14 protein-coding genes are annotated in these 16256 nt (G+C 72.2%); 9 read left to right on the forward strand and 5 right to left on the reverse strand.

From position 1 onward, the window contains the following. Positions 1-167: 167 nt before the first annotated feature. Genes STRCI_RS30130 through STRCI_RS30145 form a run of 4 tightly spaced genes read left to right on the forward strand, consistent with a single transcriptional unit; the run spans position 168 to position 5506 of the window. Positions 168-2990, forward strand: a complete 2823-nt coding sequence (locus STRCI_RS30130) for a bifunctional acetate--CoA ligase family protein/GNAT family N-acetyltransferase (RefSeq protein WP_269662088.1) — start codon at positions 168-170, stop codon at positions 2988-2990. Positions 2991-3040: 50 nt separating this feature from the next. Next, on the forward strand, positions 3041-3628 hold the full coding sequence (locus STRCI_RS30135; protein WP_269662089.1) for a DUF5998 family protein: 588 nt from the start codon (positions 3041-3043) through the stop codon (positions 3626-3628). Beyond that, positions 3628-4818 carry an alkaline phosphatase family protein gene (locus tag STRCI_RS30140; protein ID WP_269662090.1) on the forward strand — a complete coding sequence of 397 codons (1191 nt, stop codon included), beginning with the start codon at positions 3628-3630 and terminating at the stop codon, positions 4816-4818. The genes STRCI_RS30135 and STRCI_RS30140 overlap by 1 nt, the downstream gene beginning before the upstream one ends. Before the next feature lie 40 nt (positions 4819-4858). Next, positions 4859-5506, forward strand: a complete 648-nt coding sequence (locus STRCI_RS30145; protein ID WP_269662091.1) for a thymidine kinase — start codon at positions 4859-4861, stop codon at positions 5504-5506. 11 nt (positions 5507-5517) lie between these two features. Here the strand turns inward: STRCI_RS30145 and STRCI_RS30150 are convergent, their stop codons facing one another. Then, positions 5518-6321 carry a VOC family protein gene (locus STRCI_RS30150; RefSeq protein WP_269662092.1) on the reverse strand — a complete coding sequence of 268 codons (804 nt, stop codon included), beginning with the start codon at positions 6319-6321 and terminating at the stop codon, positions 5518-5520. A 293-nt stretch (positions 6322-6614) separates the two neighbouring features. Between STRCI_RS30150 and STRCI_RS30155 the strand changes: the two genes are divergently transcribed. Further along, entirely contained in the window at positions 6615-7466 is an 852-nt protein-coding gene (locus STRCI_RS30155; protein WP_269662093.1) for a sulfurtransferase, read from the forward strand. An 84-nt stretch (positions 7467-7550) separates the two neighbouring features. On the opposite strand, the gene sepH is transcribed toward STRCI_RS30155, so the two are convergent. The 3 genes from sepH to STRCI_RS30170 all read right to left on the reverse strand — a co-directional run bounded on the left by sepH (position 7551) and on the right by STRCI_RS30170 (position 11545). Then, entirely contained in the window at positions 7551-8606 is a 1056-nt protein-coding gene (gene sepH, locus STRCI_RS30160) for a septation protein SepH (protein ID WP_269662094.1), read from the reverse strand. 415 nt (positions 8607-9021) lie between these two features. Beyond that, positions 9022-10341, reverse strand: a complete 1320-nt coding sequence (locus STRCI_RS30165) for a D-arabinono-1,4-lactone oxidase (RefSeq protein WP_269662095.1) — start codon at positions 10339-10341, stop codon at positions 9022-9024. Further along, complete coding sequence (locus tag STRCI_RS30170) at positions 10301-11545, reverse strand: MFS transporter (protein ID WP_269662096.1); 1245 nt, start codon at positions 11543-11545, stop codon at positions 10301-10303. Before STRCI_RS30170 ends, STRCI_RS30165 begins: the two co-directional genes overlap by 41 nt. Positions 11546-11717: 172 nt before the next feature. On the opposite strand from STRCI_RS30170, the gene STRCI_RS30175 reads away from it, so the two are divergent. Together STRCI_RS30175 and STRCI_RS30180 are read left to right on the forward strand one after the other, a co-directional pair. Beyond that, entirely contained in the window at positions 11718-12845 is a 1128-nt protein-coding gene (locus STRCI_RS30175; protein ID WP_269662097.1) for a ferrochelatase, read from the forward strand. A gap of 8 nt (positions 12846-12853) precedes the next feature. After that, positions 12854-13669 carry an inositol monophosphatase family protein gene (locus STRCI_RS30180; RefSeq protein ID WP_269662098.1) on the forward strand — a complete coding sequence of 272 codons (816 nt, stop codon included), beginning with the start codon at positions 12854-12856 and terminating at the stop codon, positions 13667-13669. A 76-nt stretch (positions 13670-13745) separates the two neighbouring features. Here STRCI_RS30180 and STRCI_RS30185 read toward each other — a convergent pair whose 3' ends face one another. Next, positions 13746-13919: a hypothetical protein gene (locus STRCI_RS30185; protein ID WP_015657365.1), complete on the reverse strand. Its 174-nt coding sequence runs from the start codon at positions 13917-13919 to the stop codon at positions 13746-13748. A 362-nt stretch (positions 13920-14281) separates the two neighbouring features. Between STRCI_RS30185 and STRCI_RS30190 the strand changes: the two genes are divergently transcribed. Continuing rightward, the gene (locus STRCI_RS30190; RefSeq protein ID WP_007385219.1) at positions 14282-14935 is read left to right on the forward strand and encodes a response regulator transcription factor; all 654 of its coding nucleotides are present in this window, start codon (positions 14282-14284) and stop codon (positions 14933-14935) included. A 3-nt stretch (positions 14936-14938) separates the two neighbouring features. Then, positions 14939-16174, forward strand: a complete 1236-nt coding sequence (locus STRCI_RS30195) for a sensor histidine kinase (RefSeq protein WP_269662099.1) — start codon at positions 14939-14941, stop codon at positions 16172-16174. The last annotated feature ends 82 nt before the right edge of the window (positions 16175-16256 follow it).

Consider the following 16256-nt stretch of genomic DNA (forward strand, 5'->3'; position numbering starts at 1 on the left):
CCTTCAGGTGCTCAGGTTGTCTAGACCAGTGTTCCACAACGTGAAGCGTGCCCGGAACAGACCTTCGTCCCGTTCCGTGTGGTCGCCGGACCGCGGCCTCGATCCGGCACCCGTCCTCCACAGACTGCCCCGCGCCGTTGTCGGACGCGAGCCGTAATCTGGGCCCCATGCAGAGCGCCTCGGACCGGCACGAGTACCCCGCCCACTGGGAAGCCGACGTGGTGCTGCGCGACGGCGGCACCGCGCGCATCCGACCCATCACCGTTGACGACGCCGAGCGCCTGGTCAGCTTCTACGAGCAGGTCTCGGACGAGTCGAAGTACTACCGCTTCTTCGCGCCCTACCCGCGACTGTCCGCAAAGGACGTCCACCGCTTCACGCACCACGACTTCGTGGACCGGGTGGGACTCGCGGCCACCATCGGCGGCGAGTTCATCGCCACCGTACGCTACGACCGCATCGGCCCCGACGGAATGCCCGCCTCCGCCCCCGCCGACGAGGCCGAGGTCGCCTTCCTCGTCCAGGACGCCCATCAAGGCCGCGGTGTCGCCTCCGCCCTCCTCGAACACATCGGCGCCGTCGCGCGGGAGCGCGGGATCCGCCGGTTCGCCGCCGAGGTGCTGCCCGCCAACACCAAGATGATCAAGGTGTTCACGGACGCCGGGTACACCCAGAAGCGCAGCTTCGAGGACGGCGTCGTCCGCCTGGAGTTCGGCCTGGAGCCCACCGACCGCTCGCTCGCCGTGCAGTACGCGCGCGAGCAGCGCGCCGAGGCCCGGTCCGTGCAACGCCTGCTGGTGCCCGGCTCGGTGGCCGTCATCGGCGCCGGCCGGACCCCCGGCGGCGTCGGCCGGGGCGTCCTGGACAACATCCGCGCGGGCGGCTACCGCGGCCCCCTGTACGCGGTGAACCAGGCGTTCCCCGAGGAGCTGAAGGAGCTGGCGGGCGTGCCCGCGCACCGCTCGGTGCGGGACATCGACGGCCATGTCGACCTCGCCGTGGTCGCCGTACCGGCCGAACAGGTCCCCCAGGTCGTCACCGAGTGCGGCGAACACGGCGTCCAGGGGCTGGTCGTGGTCTCCGCCGGGTACGCCGAGAGCGGGCCCGAGGGCCGGGAGCGCCAGCGCGAACTCGTCCGGCACGCGCGTACGTACGGCATGCGGATCATCGGGCCGAACGCCTTCGGTGTCATCAACACCTCGGCGGACGTCCGGCTGAACGCCTCGCTGGCGCCCGAGATGCCACGGCCCGGCCGGATAGGGCTGTTCGCCCAGTCCGGCGCCATCGGCATCGCGCTGCTGTCCCGGCTGCACCGGCGCGGCGGCGGGGTCACCGGTGTCACCGGCGTGTCCACCTTCGTCTCCTCCGGCAACCGGGCCGACGTCTCCGGCAACGACGTCCTGCAGTACTGGTACGACGACCCGGACACCGATGTCGCCCTCATGTACCTGGAGTCCATCGGCAACCCCCGCAAGTTCACCCGGCTCGCCCGGCGGACGGCCGCCGCCAAGCCGCTGGTCGTGGTGCAGGGCGCGCGGCACGGGGGAGCTGCCCCGCAGGGCCACGCCGTACGGGCGACACGGCTGCCGCAGGCCACGGTGTCGGCGCTGCTGCGGCAGGCCGGGGTGATCCGGGTCGACACCATCACCGAGCTGGTCGACGCGGGGCTGCTCCTCGCCCGCCAGCCGCTGCCGTCCGGTCCGCGCGTGGCGATCCTCGGCAACTCCGAGTCGCTGGGCCTGCTGACCTACGACGCCTGCCTCGCCGAGGACCTGCGGCCACTGCCGCCGCTGGACCTGACGACCGGGGCGTCGGCGGAGGACTTCCGCCGGGCCCTGTCACGCGCCCTGGCCGACGACACCTGCGACGCCGTGGTCGTCACGGCGATCCCGGCGATCGGTGAGACCTCGCCGGGCGACGCGGTGCTGGCCGAGGCGCTGCGATCGGCCGCGGAGGAGGTGCCCGGGAAACCGGTGCTGGTGGTGCACGTGGAGCTGGGCGGGCTGGCGGAGGCGCTGTCCGCCGCCGCCAGCACGGCACCCCGGGCCCCGGCCGAACCGGGGCCGGTCGCGCCCCCCGCGCCCGCCCCCGCGGACGCGCCGCGGGACCAGCCGCCCTCCCCGCGCGGGCGCCTCATCCCCGCCTACCCCGCGGCCGAACGCGCCGTCCGGGCCCTCGCCGAAGCCGTGAAGTACGCCCAGTGGCGCCGGGAGGCCGCCGAGCCCGGCCGGGTCCCCGAGTACGACGGCATCGACGAGCGGGCCGCCGCCGCCCTGATCGACGGCCTCCTCACGCGCGGGCAGGGCCTCACCCTCGGCCCCGAGGAGACCTCCGACCTGCTCGGGACGTACGGCGTCCAGGTACGGCGCGCCGTCCCCGCGCCCACCCCCGACGCCGCCGCCGAAGCGGCCCGCGCGGTCGGCTACCCCGTCGCCCTCAAGGCCACCGCACCGCACCTGCGCCACCGCGCCGACCTGGGCGGCGTCCGGCTGGATCTCGCGGACGAGGAGCAACTGCGCCGGGCCTACGCCGAATTGGTCGAGCTGTTCGGCAGGCCGGAGGAACTGCGGCCGGTCGTCCAGGCCATGGCCCCGCGCGGGGTGGACACGGTCGTACGGGCCGTGATCGACCCGGCGGCCGGCGCCGTCCTGTCGTTCGGGCTCGCCGGAGCCGCCTCACAGCTCCTCGGCGACATGGCCCACCGGCTGATCCCGGTGACCGACCGCGAGGCGTCCACCCTGGTGCGCTCGATCCGGACCGCGCCGCTGCTCTTCGGCTGGCGCGGCTCCACCCCGGCCGACACCCCCGCGCTGGAGGAGCTGCTCCTGAGGGTGTCGCGCCTGGTCCACGACCACCCGGAGGTCGTCGCGGTGACCCTGGAACCGGTGGTCGTCGCCCCGCACGGCCTGAGCGTGCTCGGCGCCACCGTACGGCTGGCCCCGCCGCCCGCTCGCGACGACCTCGGGCCGCGCACGCTGCCCGCCTACTGACCGGCGCGAGCGGTCCCTCGCAGTCAGTGGGCCCCCGTAGGATGGGGGTCATGGCCAAGACCAGTACGACGACCCAGGGGCTGCGAGCGGCGATCGAGCGCAGCGGCTACTACCCGGCCCTCGTGGCCGAGGCGGTGGAGGCCGCCGTGGGCGGCGAGCCCATCCGGTCGTACCTGGTCCACCAGGAGACCACCTTCGACCAGAACGAGGTGCGCAGGCACGTCACGGTCCTGGTCCTCACCGACAACCGCTTCATCGTCAGCCACACCGACGAGCAGGCGGCGGACACCACCTCGCCCACCCCGTACGCCACGACGTCCACCGAGTCGGTCAAGATCGGCCGGATCTCGTCGGTCGTGGTCAGCCGGGTGGTCGCCAACCCGGAGTCGTACACACCGGGCACCCTGCCCCGCGAGGTCGTGCTGACCATCGGCTGGGGCGCCGTCTCCCGCATCGACCTGGAGCCCGCCGCCTGCGGCGACCCCAACTGCGAGGCGGACCACGGCTACACCGGCAACTCCACGGCCGACGACCTCAGCCTGCGGGTCAGCGAGGCCGGCGACGGACCGGAGACGGTGCGCCAGGCGCTCGCCTTCGCACAGTCGCTCTCCGAGGCGACCGCGGACGTCAGCCGCTGATGGCACAGCCCGCCTGGGAGCACGACCCGCAGCCGCTTCCCCTCGACTCCGCCCCCCTGCCCGAGTACGGCGCCGGCTCGCTCGCCGACCTGCTGCCGACCCTGGCCGCCGGTATGGACGTGCCCGGCATGTCCGCCGCGATCAGCGAGCTGACCCCGGCCGACCGGAACTGCGTGTTCCTGATCGACGGTCTCGGCTGGGAGCAGCTCAAGGCGCATCCCGAGGACGCGCCCTTCATGACGTCGCTGCTGGCCAGCTCGCGGGGCGGCACCGGACGGCCGCTCACCACCGGCTACCCGGCGACCACCGCGACCTCCCTCGCCTCCGTCGGCACCGGACTGCCGCCCGGGGCGCACGGACTGCCCGGGTACACCGTGCGCAATCCGGACACCGGCGAGCTGATGAACCAGCTGCGCTGGCAGCCGTGGACCGCGCCGGGGCCCTGGCAGCCGTACCCCACCGTCTTCCAGCGCGCCCATGACGCGGGCGTGCACGCCGCGCAGGTGTCCTCGCCGGCCTTCCAGAACACCCCGCTGACCAAGGTGGCGCTCAGCGGCGGCACCTTCCACGGGCGGCTGAGCGGGGAGGAGCGGATGGATCTGGCGGCCGCGCAACTGGCCGCCGGGGACCGCTCCTTGGTCTACACGTACTACGCCGAGGTGGACGGCGCCGGGCATCGCTTCGGCGTCGACTCCGACACCTGGCGGGGCCAGCTGATGTACGTCGACCGGCTGGTCCAGCGCCTCGCCGAGCAACTCCCGCCGCGCACCGCGCTCTACGTCACCGCCGACCACGGCATGGTCGACGTCCCCTTCGACGAGCAGCACCGCATCGACTTCGACGAGGACTGGGAGCTGCGGGCCGGGGTCGCCCTGCTGGGCGGCGAGGGCCGGGCGCGCCATGTCTACGCGGTCCCGGGCGCCGAGAACGACGTCCTGACCTGCTGGCGCGAGGTGCTCGGCGAGCAGTTCTGGGTGGCCTCGCGCGAGGAGGCGATCGCGGCGGGCTGGTTCGGCCCGCACATCGACGAGCGGGTGTACGCCCGGATCGGCGACGTGGTCGCGGCCGCTCGGGACGATGTGCTGATCATCGCGTCCGAGCGGGAGCCGAAGGAGTCGGTGATGGTCGGCAACCACGGCTCGATGACCCCGGCGGAGCAACTGGTCCCGCTGCTCGAAGTACGCTCCTGATCGCCGTCCGCCCCCTCCACCGAAAGGTGCTCAACCTCCCATGCCCGAGCTGGTGTTCTTCTCCGGAACCATGGACTGCGGGAAGTCGACGCTGGCTCTCCAGATCGAGCACAACCGCTCGGCGCGCGGTCTGGTCGGCATGATCTTCACCCGGGACGACCGGGCGGGCGAGGGCAAGCTGTCCTCCCGGCTGGGCCTGGTGACGGACGCGGTGGAGGTCGAGGACGGGCAGGACCTGTACGCGTACCTGGTCGACCACCTCTCCCAAGGGGGCCGCGCGGACTACGTGATCGCGGACGAGGCCCAGTTCCTCGCCCCGGAGCAGATCGACCAACTCGCCCGCGTGGTCGACGACCTGGGCCTCGACGTCTACGCCTTCGGCATCACCACGGACTTCCGCTCCAAGCTCTTCCCCGGCTCCCAGCGCCTGGTGGAGCTGGCCGACCGAGTCGAGGTCCTCCAGGTCGAGGCCCTGTGCTGGTGCGGCGCCCGCGCCACCCACAACGCCCGCACCATAGGCGGCGCGATGGTGGTCGAGGGCGCCCAGGTGGTCGTCGGCGACGTCAACCAGTCCGAAGCCATCGGCTACGAGGTCCTCTGCCGCCGCCATCACAGCAAGCGCATGACAGCGGCCACGGCGAGAGCCGCGGCCCTGTCCCCGGACGTGCTCCCGGTGCCGTCGGCCTGACGGTGTGGAGGTCAGGGGCTGCTCTGGAGCAGGGAGAAGCGGGCGCCCTCCGGGTCGGTGAGGGTGGCCATGCGGCCGAGGGCGCTGTCGTGCGGGGCTTTGAGGACGTGGCCGCCCAGGGACACGGCACGGGCGGTCGACTCGTCGGTGTCGGCCACCTCGAAGAAGGTCATCCAGTGCGGGCCCCGGTCGCGGGGCAGGGACTGGCCGAGGCCCAGGATCGCGGCGATGGTGCGGCCGCCGAGGTGCAGGGTGACGTAGTCGAAGTCCGCCGAGGCGACCGCCTGCTGCTCGTGGCCGAAGACCGTCTCGTAGAACTTGGTGACGCTCGCCGTCTCGAAGGTCAGGAGCTCGTTCCAGACGGGCGTGCCGGGGACGCCGGTGAGGGCGATGCCGAGGTGGGCCGCCGCCTGCCAGACCCCGAAGACCGCGCCGGTGGGGTCGGAGCAGATGGCGAGGCGCCCGGCCTCGCCCGCGTCCAGGGGGCCCACTCCCACCGTGCCGCCGCACAGCCGTACCGTCTCGGCCGTCTGGTCCACGTCGGTCGAGGCGAAGTAGGGCGTCCAGGCGATGGGCAGATGCCGGTCCGGCGGCAGCTGGCCGATTCCGGCCACCTCCTGCCCGTCGAGCAGCGCGCGTACGTACGGGCCGAGCTGCTGCGGTCCAGGCTGGAACTCCCAGCCGAACAGCTCGCCGTAGAACTCCTGGGTCGCGGCAGGCCCGTGCACCATCAGGCTCACCCAGCAGGGCGAGCCGGGCGCGTGCCGGGTGTGCGCTTCGCCGTTCAGGCCGGCCGACCCCCGTGCCTCGGTCATCGTCACTCTCTCCTCGGCCGCTCGTGGTGGCCGCGTCGATTCCGCTCTCCGGACCCCGTGCCGATGCTCGCACCACCCGTGGTGCCACGCGTCTCGGGCGCGCCGTACCGCGCGCTGTCTCCGGAGGATGCCCGGAGTGCCGTCTCTCGTCCGTTTCCGTGCGATTGCCCACGGGTGTCGATCGGCTGTACAGCATGTGCCCGATCCCGTACGCCTCGTGATCGGGGCTGTCCGGCCGAGCAGAGTAGCCGGAGCTGGACTTCGCGGCCACCCCGTACGCGAGGATGGTGGCCATGAACGCCATCATCTCCGCAACCGAACTGGCCGGCGACCTGGCAGGACAGCGTCCGCCGGTGCTCCTGGACGTCCGCTGGCAGTTGAGCGTGGCTCGAGCGGCGGGCGAGCCGCCGTTCGACGGCCGGGCCGAGTACGCGGCCGGGCACATCCCCGGCGCGGCCTTCGTCGACCTGGACGAAGAGCTCGCCTCGGCCCCCGGGACGGCCGGCCGCCACCCGCTGCCGGACCTCACGGAGTTCGGCGCCGCGATGCGCCGCGCGGGGGTCTCGGCCGGACGGCCGGTGGTCGTGTACGACGGGGGACAGGGGTGGGCGGCGGCCCGCGCGTGGTGGCTGCTGCGCTGGACGGGTCACCCGGACGTGCGGGTCCTCGACGGCGGGTTGCCGACCTGGGACGGCCCCCTGGAGACCACCGCGCCGACCCCGGCCGAGGGCGATTTCCAGCCGAAGCCTGGCGCGGCCGGACGGCTCGACGCGGACGGCGCCGCCGCCCTGGCCCGCTCCGGGCTGCTGCTGGACGCCCGCGCGGGGGAGCGGTACCGCGGTGAGGTGGAGCCGATCGACCGGGTCGGCGGACACATCCCGGGCGCCGTCTCCGCGCCGACCAACGAGAACGTCGCCGCCGACGGCCGCTTCCTGCCCGCCGAGGAACTGCACGCGCGCTTCAAGACCCTGGGCGCCACGGACGGCACGGCGGTCGGCGTGTACTGCGGTTCGGGCGTCTCCGGCGCCCACGAGGTGCTGGCCCTCGCCGTCGCCGGCATCCCGGCCGCGCTCTACGTGGGTTCCTGGTCGGAGTGGTCCGCCGACCCCACGCGGCCGGTGGCGGTCGGGCCGGACCCGCAGTAGGCGCGGAGCAGAGGGCCTGCTCCGACGCACGCACAGAACGGGGCCCGCGCCAACCGGCGCGGGCCCCAAGTGTCCTACGGTCGACTACTCCTGCTTCTTGCGGCGCGTGCCGAAGACGATCTCGTCCCAGCTCGGGACCGCGGCCCGGCGGCCCGGGCGGACGCCGTCGGCCTCGGCCTGGCGGTCGGTCGAGCCGATGAGGCGGTCGCGGTGGCTGCCCACCGAACGCGGCATCAGGACGTCCGCGTAGGCGGAACCGGCCGACGCCGCGGGGGCGGGCGGTTCCTCCGCCGCGGGCTCAGCGGCCGGGGGCTCCTCCGGCGCGGGCGTCTCCGACGGGCGCTCGGGCACGACGAGATCGCCGCGGAAGCTCGGGACCGCTTCCAACAGGCTGGTCAGCGAGTCCCGTTCACTCACCGCCTCCTCGACCGGCTCGGGCGTCGGCGCGGGCAGGCTCGGCCGCTCCCGGTCGTGGGCACGGTCGAGCGCGCGGTCCAGCGGACGGTCGCGCGGCAGCCGCGCGATCCGCGGGACGAACGGAAAGCTGGGCTCCGGCGCGGCGAGGTCCTCGGACTCGCCGATCAGCGAGCGCGCCTCCTCGTCGACGGCCTGGACGAGCCGCCGGGGCGGGTCGTACGTCCAGCTCGCCGAGTGCGGTTCGCCCGCGACCCGGTAGACCAGCAGGACTTCCCAGGTGCCGTCGTCGCGGCGCCAGGAGTCCCACTGCACGGTGTCCTTCTCGGCGCCGCGCAGCAGCAGTCGCTCCTGGACGGCCTCGCCGAGCTGGGGTCCCGCGGCGTTCTCACCGGGCCTGCGGACCGGGGTCTTGCGGGCCCGCTCGGCCATGAAGGCGCGCTCGGCCAGCACGGGGCCCTCGAAGCGACGGACGCGGTCGACGGGGATGCCCGCCATCTGCGCGACTTCCTCGGCCGTGGCACCCGCGCGTATACGCGCCTGGATGTCGCGGGGGCGGAGATGGCTCTCCACCTCGATCTCGATCTGGCCGAGGCGGGGACGGTCGCCGCGCACGGCGGCGCGGAGCCGTTCGTCAATCGGAAGCGTGTACTCCGTGCTGTCCGCAGCCTTCAGCACCAGCCGTGTGCCGTCATTGGAGACGGCCACGACACGCAGTTCGGGCATGGGGACCTCCCGGGTGGTGCCTGCCGACGTCACGTGCGTCGCTGCTTCCGCTAGTCGAGTGTGGCCTGCCCGGGTGCAGCCTGCCACAACCTTGCCGAGTTGCCCGGCGTGTCGGGCACGGGCCCTGGATCGCCGTTATGGCACGGTTACCTATTCGCAACGCTAAGTGACCAACTCCGTCACCCTGTGCAACTAGCCCCCTCCCGGCGGTCCTTGAAGGTCGCGGACGCCCTGGCGGGAGACCGGACCCAGGGCTCGCAACAGTACTCCATTTGGGCCACGTGCGTGGATTGGCACGCCGCCCGAATTGGCGCAAGGGACGGGAGTTGGCCTTCTGCGGCAAGGGATCCGGGGATCTTGAAAGTGGCGTACTTCACCTAAACATCAGAATCGGAACCAACTGTCGTGGACCCGGCTACGAGCCCAGAACCCGCCTCAAGTAGTCGTTCTGGAACAGCCGTTCCGGATCCAGCCGGTCCCGCAGCGCGGTGAACTCGCCGAAGCGCGGGTAGACCTCGGCGAAGTACTCCGCGTCCCGCGTATGCACCTTGCCCCAGTGCGGCCGGCCCTCGTGCGCGGTGAAGATGCGCTCGGCGGCGGTGAAGTACCGCTGGTACGGGGTCCCCTTGGCCATGTGGACGGCGATGTACGCGGTGTCCCGGCCGGAGGCGGTGGACAGGGTGATGTCATCGGCGGGTGCGGTGCGCACCTCCACCGGGAAGCTCACCCTGAGGCCGGAGTGGTCGACCATCGTGCGCAGTTCACGCAGCGCCTCGACGACCGCCCCGCGCGGGAGGGCGTATTCCATCTCCACGAACCGCACCCGGCGCGGCGAGGTGAAGACCTTGTAGGGGATGTCCGTGTAAGTCCGCGCGGACAGGGCCTTGCTGGAGATCTGCGCGATGGCCGGGATCGTGGCGGGCGCCGCGCGGCCGACCCACTGGGCGGCCTGGAAGACGCCGTTGGAGAGGAACTCGTCCTCGAACCACGCCCTGAGCTGTCCGACGGGGTGCTCCGGGCCCGCGCTGCGGTTGTTGCGCTTGGTGTTGGTGCTGCCGGTGTGCGGGAACCAGTAGAACTCGAAGTGCTCGTTCTCGGCCCACAGTTGGTCGAACTCACGGGTGACCCGGTCGAAGGGCATGGGCTCTTCGCGGGCGGTCAGCAGGAAGACCGGCTCCACGGCCAAGGTGATCGCGGTGACGATGCCGAGCGCACCCAGGCCGATCCGGGCCGCCGCGAACACCTCCGGGTTCTCCTTCTCGGAGCAGGTGAGCACCGAGCCGTCGGCGGTGACCAGTTCAAGTCCGACGATCTGGGCGGCGATCGAGCCGGACTCGCGGCCGGTGCCGTGGGTGCCGGTGCTGGTGGCCCCGGAGACGGTCTGCTCCATGATGTCGCCCATGTTGGTCAGCGACAGACCCTCGCGGGCCAGGGCCAGGTTGAGTCTCTTGAGCGGGGTACCGGCCTCGACCGTGACGGTCATGGCGTCCCGGTCAATATTGCGGATACCGGTCAACAGTTGAGGGCGGATCAACACACCGTCGGTGGCGGCGATCGACGTGAAGGAGTGCCCGGTACCGACGGCCTTCACCTTCAGGCCGTCCTCGGCGGCCTTCCGTACGGCGGCCGCCAGTTCCTCGACCGAGGCCGGTTCGACCTCCCGCGCGGGGCGGGCGGAGACGTTTCCGCCCCAGTTACGCCACGTGCCGTTCTTCCCGCTCGCTGTGCTGCTCAACGGTGCCTCCCCGACCCGGAGCCGGCCTGCTGAGCCGGCGGTACCCGAGGAAACCGACCGCGACCGCGACGGCTCCGGAGACCGCCGGAACCCCGTACCCGGCCCGCGCACCGGCCGCGTCGATCACCCAGCCGGCCACGGAGGAGCCGAGCGCGACCCCGACCGCGAGCCCGGTGCTTATCCAGGTCATGCCCTCGGTCAGCTGCGCGCGTGGTACGTGCTGCTCGATGAGGGACATCGTCGTGATCATCGTGGGAGCGATGCAGAGGCCCGCAAGGAACAGCGCCACGGCCAGAAACGGCAAGTTTCCGACCAGTAGGAGGGGGATCATACTCACGGCCATCGCGCATATGCCCAGCAGCCAGCGAGGTTCGGGCGCCCCCTTGAGGCGCAACAGCCCGAAGACGGCGCCCGCTGCACAGGAACCGGCCGCGTACAAGGCGAGGACCACGCTGGCGGCGCCCTTGTGGCCCTGCTCCTCGGCGAAGGCCACGGTGACCACGTCGACCGCGCCGAAGATCGCTCCCGTCGCCACGAAGGTGGCCACCAGCACCTGGAGCCCGGCGGAGCGCAGGGCGCTGGTGCCGCGCCCCTCGTGCTTCTCGCGCGGGTGCGGTTCGGGCTCGGTGGCCCGCTGGGCGGTCAGCCAGAAGACCCCGGCCGCCAGGAAGCAGGCGGCGAGCAGCGGACCGGCCTCCGGGAACCAGGCCGTGGACAGACCGATGGAGATGATCGGCCCGAAGATGAAGCAGACCTCGTCCACCACGGACTCGAAGGAGTACGCGGTGTGCAGGTGCGGGGTGTCCCGGTAGAGGGCCGCCCAGCGGGCCCGGATCATCGCGCCGACGCTCGGCACGCACCCGATGCCGGCGCTGAAGACGAACAGCGTCCAGTCCGGCCAGCGGTAGTGCGCGGCGAGCAGCAGTCCGGCCGCCGAGACGAGCGAGAGCAGGGTCGCCGGACGCAGCACGCGCCGCTGGCCGTACTGGTCCACCAGCCGTGAGACCTGCGGTCCGGCCACCGCGGCGGCCAGCGCGATGGTGGCCGACAGGGCGCCGGCCAGGCCGTACCGGCCGGTCAGCTGGGACACCATGGTCACCACGCCGATGCCCATCATCGACAGGGGCATCCGGCCGAGGAAGCCCGCGGCGGAGAAGCCCTTGGAGCCGGGGGCGGCGAACAGGGCGCGGTAGGGGCTGGGCACGGGGTCTCCGGTCGCGGGGAAGGCGGCGCGCGAAGGCGCCGCGTAAGGCGTGTACGTGGCCGATACAGCTTACGAGTTAGGTGACCCTAACGCACCCGATCGGCCGGTCGGGAACCCAGGTCGACACCCCGCCGTTTCCCGGGTGTCAGTGCCGGGTGGCAGGATCGGACGCATGCCAGACGCGCTCGATGCCAGCCCCTACGACGCCCTGCTCCTGCTCTCCTTCGGCGGCCCCGAAGGCCCGGACGACGTGGTTCCATTCCTGGAGAACGTGACGCGCGGGCGCGGCATCCCCAAGGAACGCCTGAAGGAAGTCGGACAGCACTACTTCCTGTTCGGCGGGGTCAGCCCCATCAACGACCAGAACCGCGCGCTGCTCGATGCGCTGCGCAAGGACTTCGCCGACCACGGCCTGGACCTGCCGGTGTACTGGGGCAACCGCAACTGGGCGCCCTATCTGACCGACACCCTGCGCGAGCTGGTCCGCGACGGCCGCCGCCGCGTCCTCGTCCTCGCCACCAGCGCCTACGCCTCGTACTCGGGCTGCCGTCAGTACCGCGAGAACCTCGCCGACTCGATCGCCGCGCTGGAGGCGGAGGGCCTTCAGCCGCCGAGGATCGACAAACTGCGGCACTACTTCAACCACCCGGGCTTCGTGGAGCCCATGATCGACGGTGTGCTGAAGTCTCTGGCCGACCTCCCCGAAGAGGTCCGGAGCGGCGCCCACATCGCCTTCACGACCCACTCCATCCCGGACTCCGCCGCGGACACCTCCGGCCCGGTCGAGGGCCACGGCGAGGGCGGGGCGTACGTCAGGCAGCACCTGGACGTGGCCCGGCTGATCGCCGAGGCGGTCCGCGAGCGCACCGGCGTCGACCACCCCTGGCGGCTCGTCTACCAGTCCCGCTCCGGCGCCCCGCACATCCCGTGGCTGGAGCCCGACATCTGCGACCACCTGGAGGAGCGGCACGCCGCCGGCGTCCCGGCGGTCGTCATGGCCCCCATCGGCTTCGTCTCGGACCACATGGAGGTTCTCTACGACCTCGACACCGAGGCCACGGCGAAGGCCGCGGAGCTGGGGCTGCCGGTGCGCCGCTCGGCCACCGTCGGCGCAGACCCGAGATTCGCCGCCGCCGTCCGGGAACTGGCCCTGGAGCGGGCCGCCGTCGAGAGCGGCCGCGCGGTCACCCCGTGCGCCCTCGGCACGCTCGGCGCCAGCCACCACCTGTGCCCGGTCGGCTGCTGCCCGGCCCGCGCCCCCCGGCCCGCCGCCGCGGGCGCGGACAGCCCCCACGCCTGAGGAGCCCCGTGACCGACCCCCTGCACTCGGACCTGCTCCGGATCGCCCAGGAGGCCGCGCGCCGCGCGGGCGACCTGCTGCGGGACGGCCGCCCGGCCGACCTCGCGGTGGCCAGGACCAAGTCGAGCCCGATCGACGTGGTCACCGAGATGGACATCGCGGCCGAGAAGCTGATCACCGACCTGATCTCCGGCCGGCGCCCCGACGACGGCTTCCTCGGCGAGGAGGGCGCCTCCACCGAGGGCACCAGCGGCGTCCGCTGGATCGTCGACCCGCTCGACGGCACGGTCAACTACCTGTACGGACTGCCGACTTGGGCTGTCTCCATCGCCGCCGAACAGGACGGCGAGACCGTCGTCGGAGTGGTAGCGGCCCCGATGCGCGGGGAGACGTACTACGCGGTCCGCGGCGGTGGCGCCCGGGCCACGGGGGCCTGGGACGGCGAGCGCGAGCTGGCCTGCCGCCCGGCGCCGCCCCTGGAGCAGGCGCTGGTCTCGACGGGCTTCAACTACGTCTCCGCGGTCAAGCTGCACCAGGCCGAGGTCGCCCACCGGCTGATCCCGCTGCTGCGCGACATCCGGCGCTCCGGCTCGGCCGCGGTCGACCTGTGCGACGTGGCCTCGGGACGCCTGGACGGCTACTACGAGCGGGGTCTGCACCCGTGGGACCTCGCCGCGGGTGACCTGATCGCCCGGGAAGCGGGCGCGCTGACCGGTGGACGGCCCGGAGAAGGCCCCAACGGCGATCTGGCGGTCGCCGCCACCCCGGGCGTCTTCGAGCCCCTCCAGAGGCTGCTGGAGGACTTCGGCGCCTGGCACGACTGACAGCGGGCCGCAGCACACGAGAGCGGGCCCCCGGCGCTGGATTCGCCGGGGGCCCGCTCCTGTGCGCGCGTGCTGGTCAGACGCTGTACGCGCCGACTTCCACACCGTGCTCCGCGGCGAGGCGGCGCAGGTCGTCGAGCTCGCCCTGCTCCACCTCGACGAGGAAGTCGTCGCCCTCGTCGCGGGCTCGCGTCAGGTCGGACTCGGTCGCCCTTATGCGCTGGAGAAGCCCTGCGGTGAATGCGTCCATGCTGTGCCCCCTCGTCCTGGGTCGTGGGTCGGTGGCACGGGGGTGTGCCGTTCGGAAGGGGCGATCACGTCGGCCGCTCTGCGGAAAGCGGATTGCGTTGTACCGCATGGTGGTGCGGCACAAGCGGAGCGTGATCGCGGGGTGTAAAGCCGTCCTCCCCCCGCTCTGTTTCACGGAAACCTCAACCCAGCGAGAAAATCTCGCATTCCCGGTCCTCACACCCGCCCTTCATCCGTCACTCACCCGTCTTACCGCCGACTTATGGCCGAAAAGGGCAGGATGGAGGCCAACACCCCCACCGGACCCCTGCTCGCGCGCCCCGAAGCGGCGCTACGCGGGTGGACAGAGGAAGGAACAGCGACGTGCGCGTACTCGTCGTCGAGGACGAGCAGCTGCTCGCCGATGCGGTGGCCACCGGACTGCGCCGGGAGGCCATGGCCGTCGACGTCGTGTATGACGGCGCGGCCGCTCTGGAGCGCATCGGCGTCAACGACTACGACGTGGTCGTCCTCGACCGCGACCTCCCGCTCGTGCACGGCGACGACGTCTGCCGCAAGATCGTCGAGCTCGGCATGCCCACCCGCGTGCTGATGCTCACGGCCTCGGGCGACGTCAGCGACCGCGTCGAGGGCCTGGAGATCGGCGCCGACGACTATCTCCCCAAGCCGTTCGCCTTCAGTGAGCTGACGGCACGCGTGCGTGCCCTCGGACGCCGTACGAGCGTCCCCCTGCCGCCCGTCCTGGAGCGCGCCGGGATCAAGCTCGACCCCAACCGCCGCGAGGTCTTCCGCGACGGCAAGGAGGTCCAGCTCGCGCCCAAGGAGTTCGCCGTGCTGGAGGTGCTGATGCGCTCCGAGGGCGCGGTCGTCTCCGCGGAGCAGCTGCTGGAGAAGGCCTGGGACGAGAACACCGACCCGTTCACCAATGTCGTCCGCGTCACCGTCATGACGCTGCGCCGCAAGCTGGGCGAGCCCCCCGTCATCGTCACCGTTCCCGGCTCCGGCTACCGGATCTGAGTCATGGCATCGACCCCCGCACCGCCCCAGGCGCCGCCGAAACCGACCTGGGACCCGAGAAGGCCGGTGCAGCCCTTCCCCTGGCTGCGCCCGACCATCCGCATACGGCTCACCCTGCTCTACGGCGGCATGTTCCTGATTGCCGGCATCCTGCTGCTGTCGATCATCTATCTGCTCGCCGCGAGCGCGCTGAACGTCGGCAGTGACCTGCCCTTCAAGATCCTCTCCGGCCAGGTCTCCAGCGACATGTGCAACCTCGGCGCCACCCGGCTGCCCGCGGACGAGCTGAACCACGCGCTCAACGAGTGTGTGAACGAACAGCGCGAGCACGCCCTGGACACCCTGCTCAGCCGCTCCCTGCTGGCCCTGCTCGGCCTCGCGGTCATCGCCTTCGCCTTCGGCTACGCCATGGCCGGACGCGTCCTGTCGCCGCTCGGCCGGATCACCCGCACCGCCCGCGCGGTGGCCGGCTCCGACCTCTCCCGCCGGATCGAGCTTGACGGACCGGACGACGAGCTGAAGGAGCTGGCCGACACCTTCGACGACATGCTGGAGCGCCTCCAGCGGGCCTTCACCGCCCAGCAGCGCTTCGTCGGCAACGCCTCGCACGAACTGCGCACCCCGCTCGCGATCAACCGCACGCTGCTCGAAGTGCACCTGTCCGACCCGGGCGCGCCGATGGAGCTCCAGCAGCTCGGCAAGACGCTGCTGGCCACCAACGAGCGCAGCGAGCAGCTCGTCGAGGGACTGCTGCTGCTCGCCCGCAGCGACAACCAGATCGTCGAGCGCAAGCCCGTCGACCTCGCGGAGGTGGCCGAGCAGGCCGTCGACCAGGTGCACGGCGAGGCGGAGGCCAAGGGCGTGGAGATCCGCGGCAAGCGCGATCCGGCGGTGGTCCAGGGCAACGGCGTACTGCTGGAGCGGATCGCCCTGAACCTCGTGCAGAACGCCGTGCGGTACAACATCCCCGAGGGCGGCTGGGTCGAGGTCACCACCGAGCTCCAGCACGGCCAGGCGCTGCTCGTGGTCTCGAACACCGGGCCGGTCGTCCCGGCGTACGAGATCGACAATCTCTTCGAGCCCTTCCGGCGGCTGCGTACCGAGCGGACCGGCAGTGACAAGGGGGTCGGGCTCGGTCTGTCCATCGCGAGGTCCGTGGCCAGGGCCCACGGCGGGCACATCGCGGCGCAGCCGCGCGAGGGTGGTGGGCTGGAGATGAGAGTGGCGTTGCCGGTGTGAGATCGACGAGCCGACATTCGGGCTTGTTCGCTTTGCGCGGAATTTTCTGAACGCGAACCGAGCTGTACCGTGTGTGATCGAT

This window comes from Streptomyces cinnabarinus, from assembly GCF_027270315.1.
GTDB classification, from domain to species: domain Bacteria; phylum Actinomycetota; class Actinomycetes; order Streptomycetales; family Streptomycetaceae; genus Streptomyces; species Streptomyces cinnabarinus.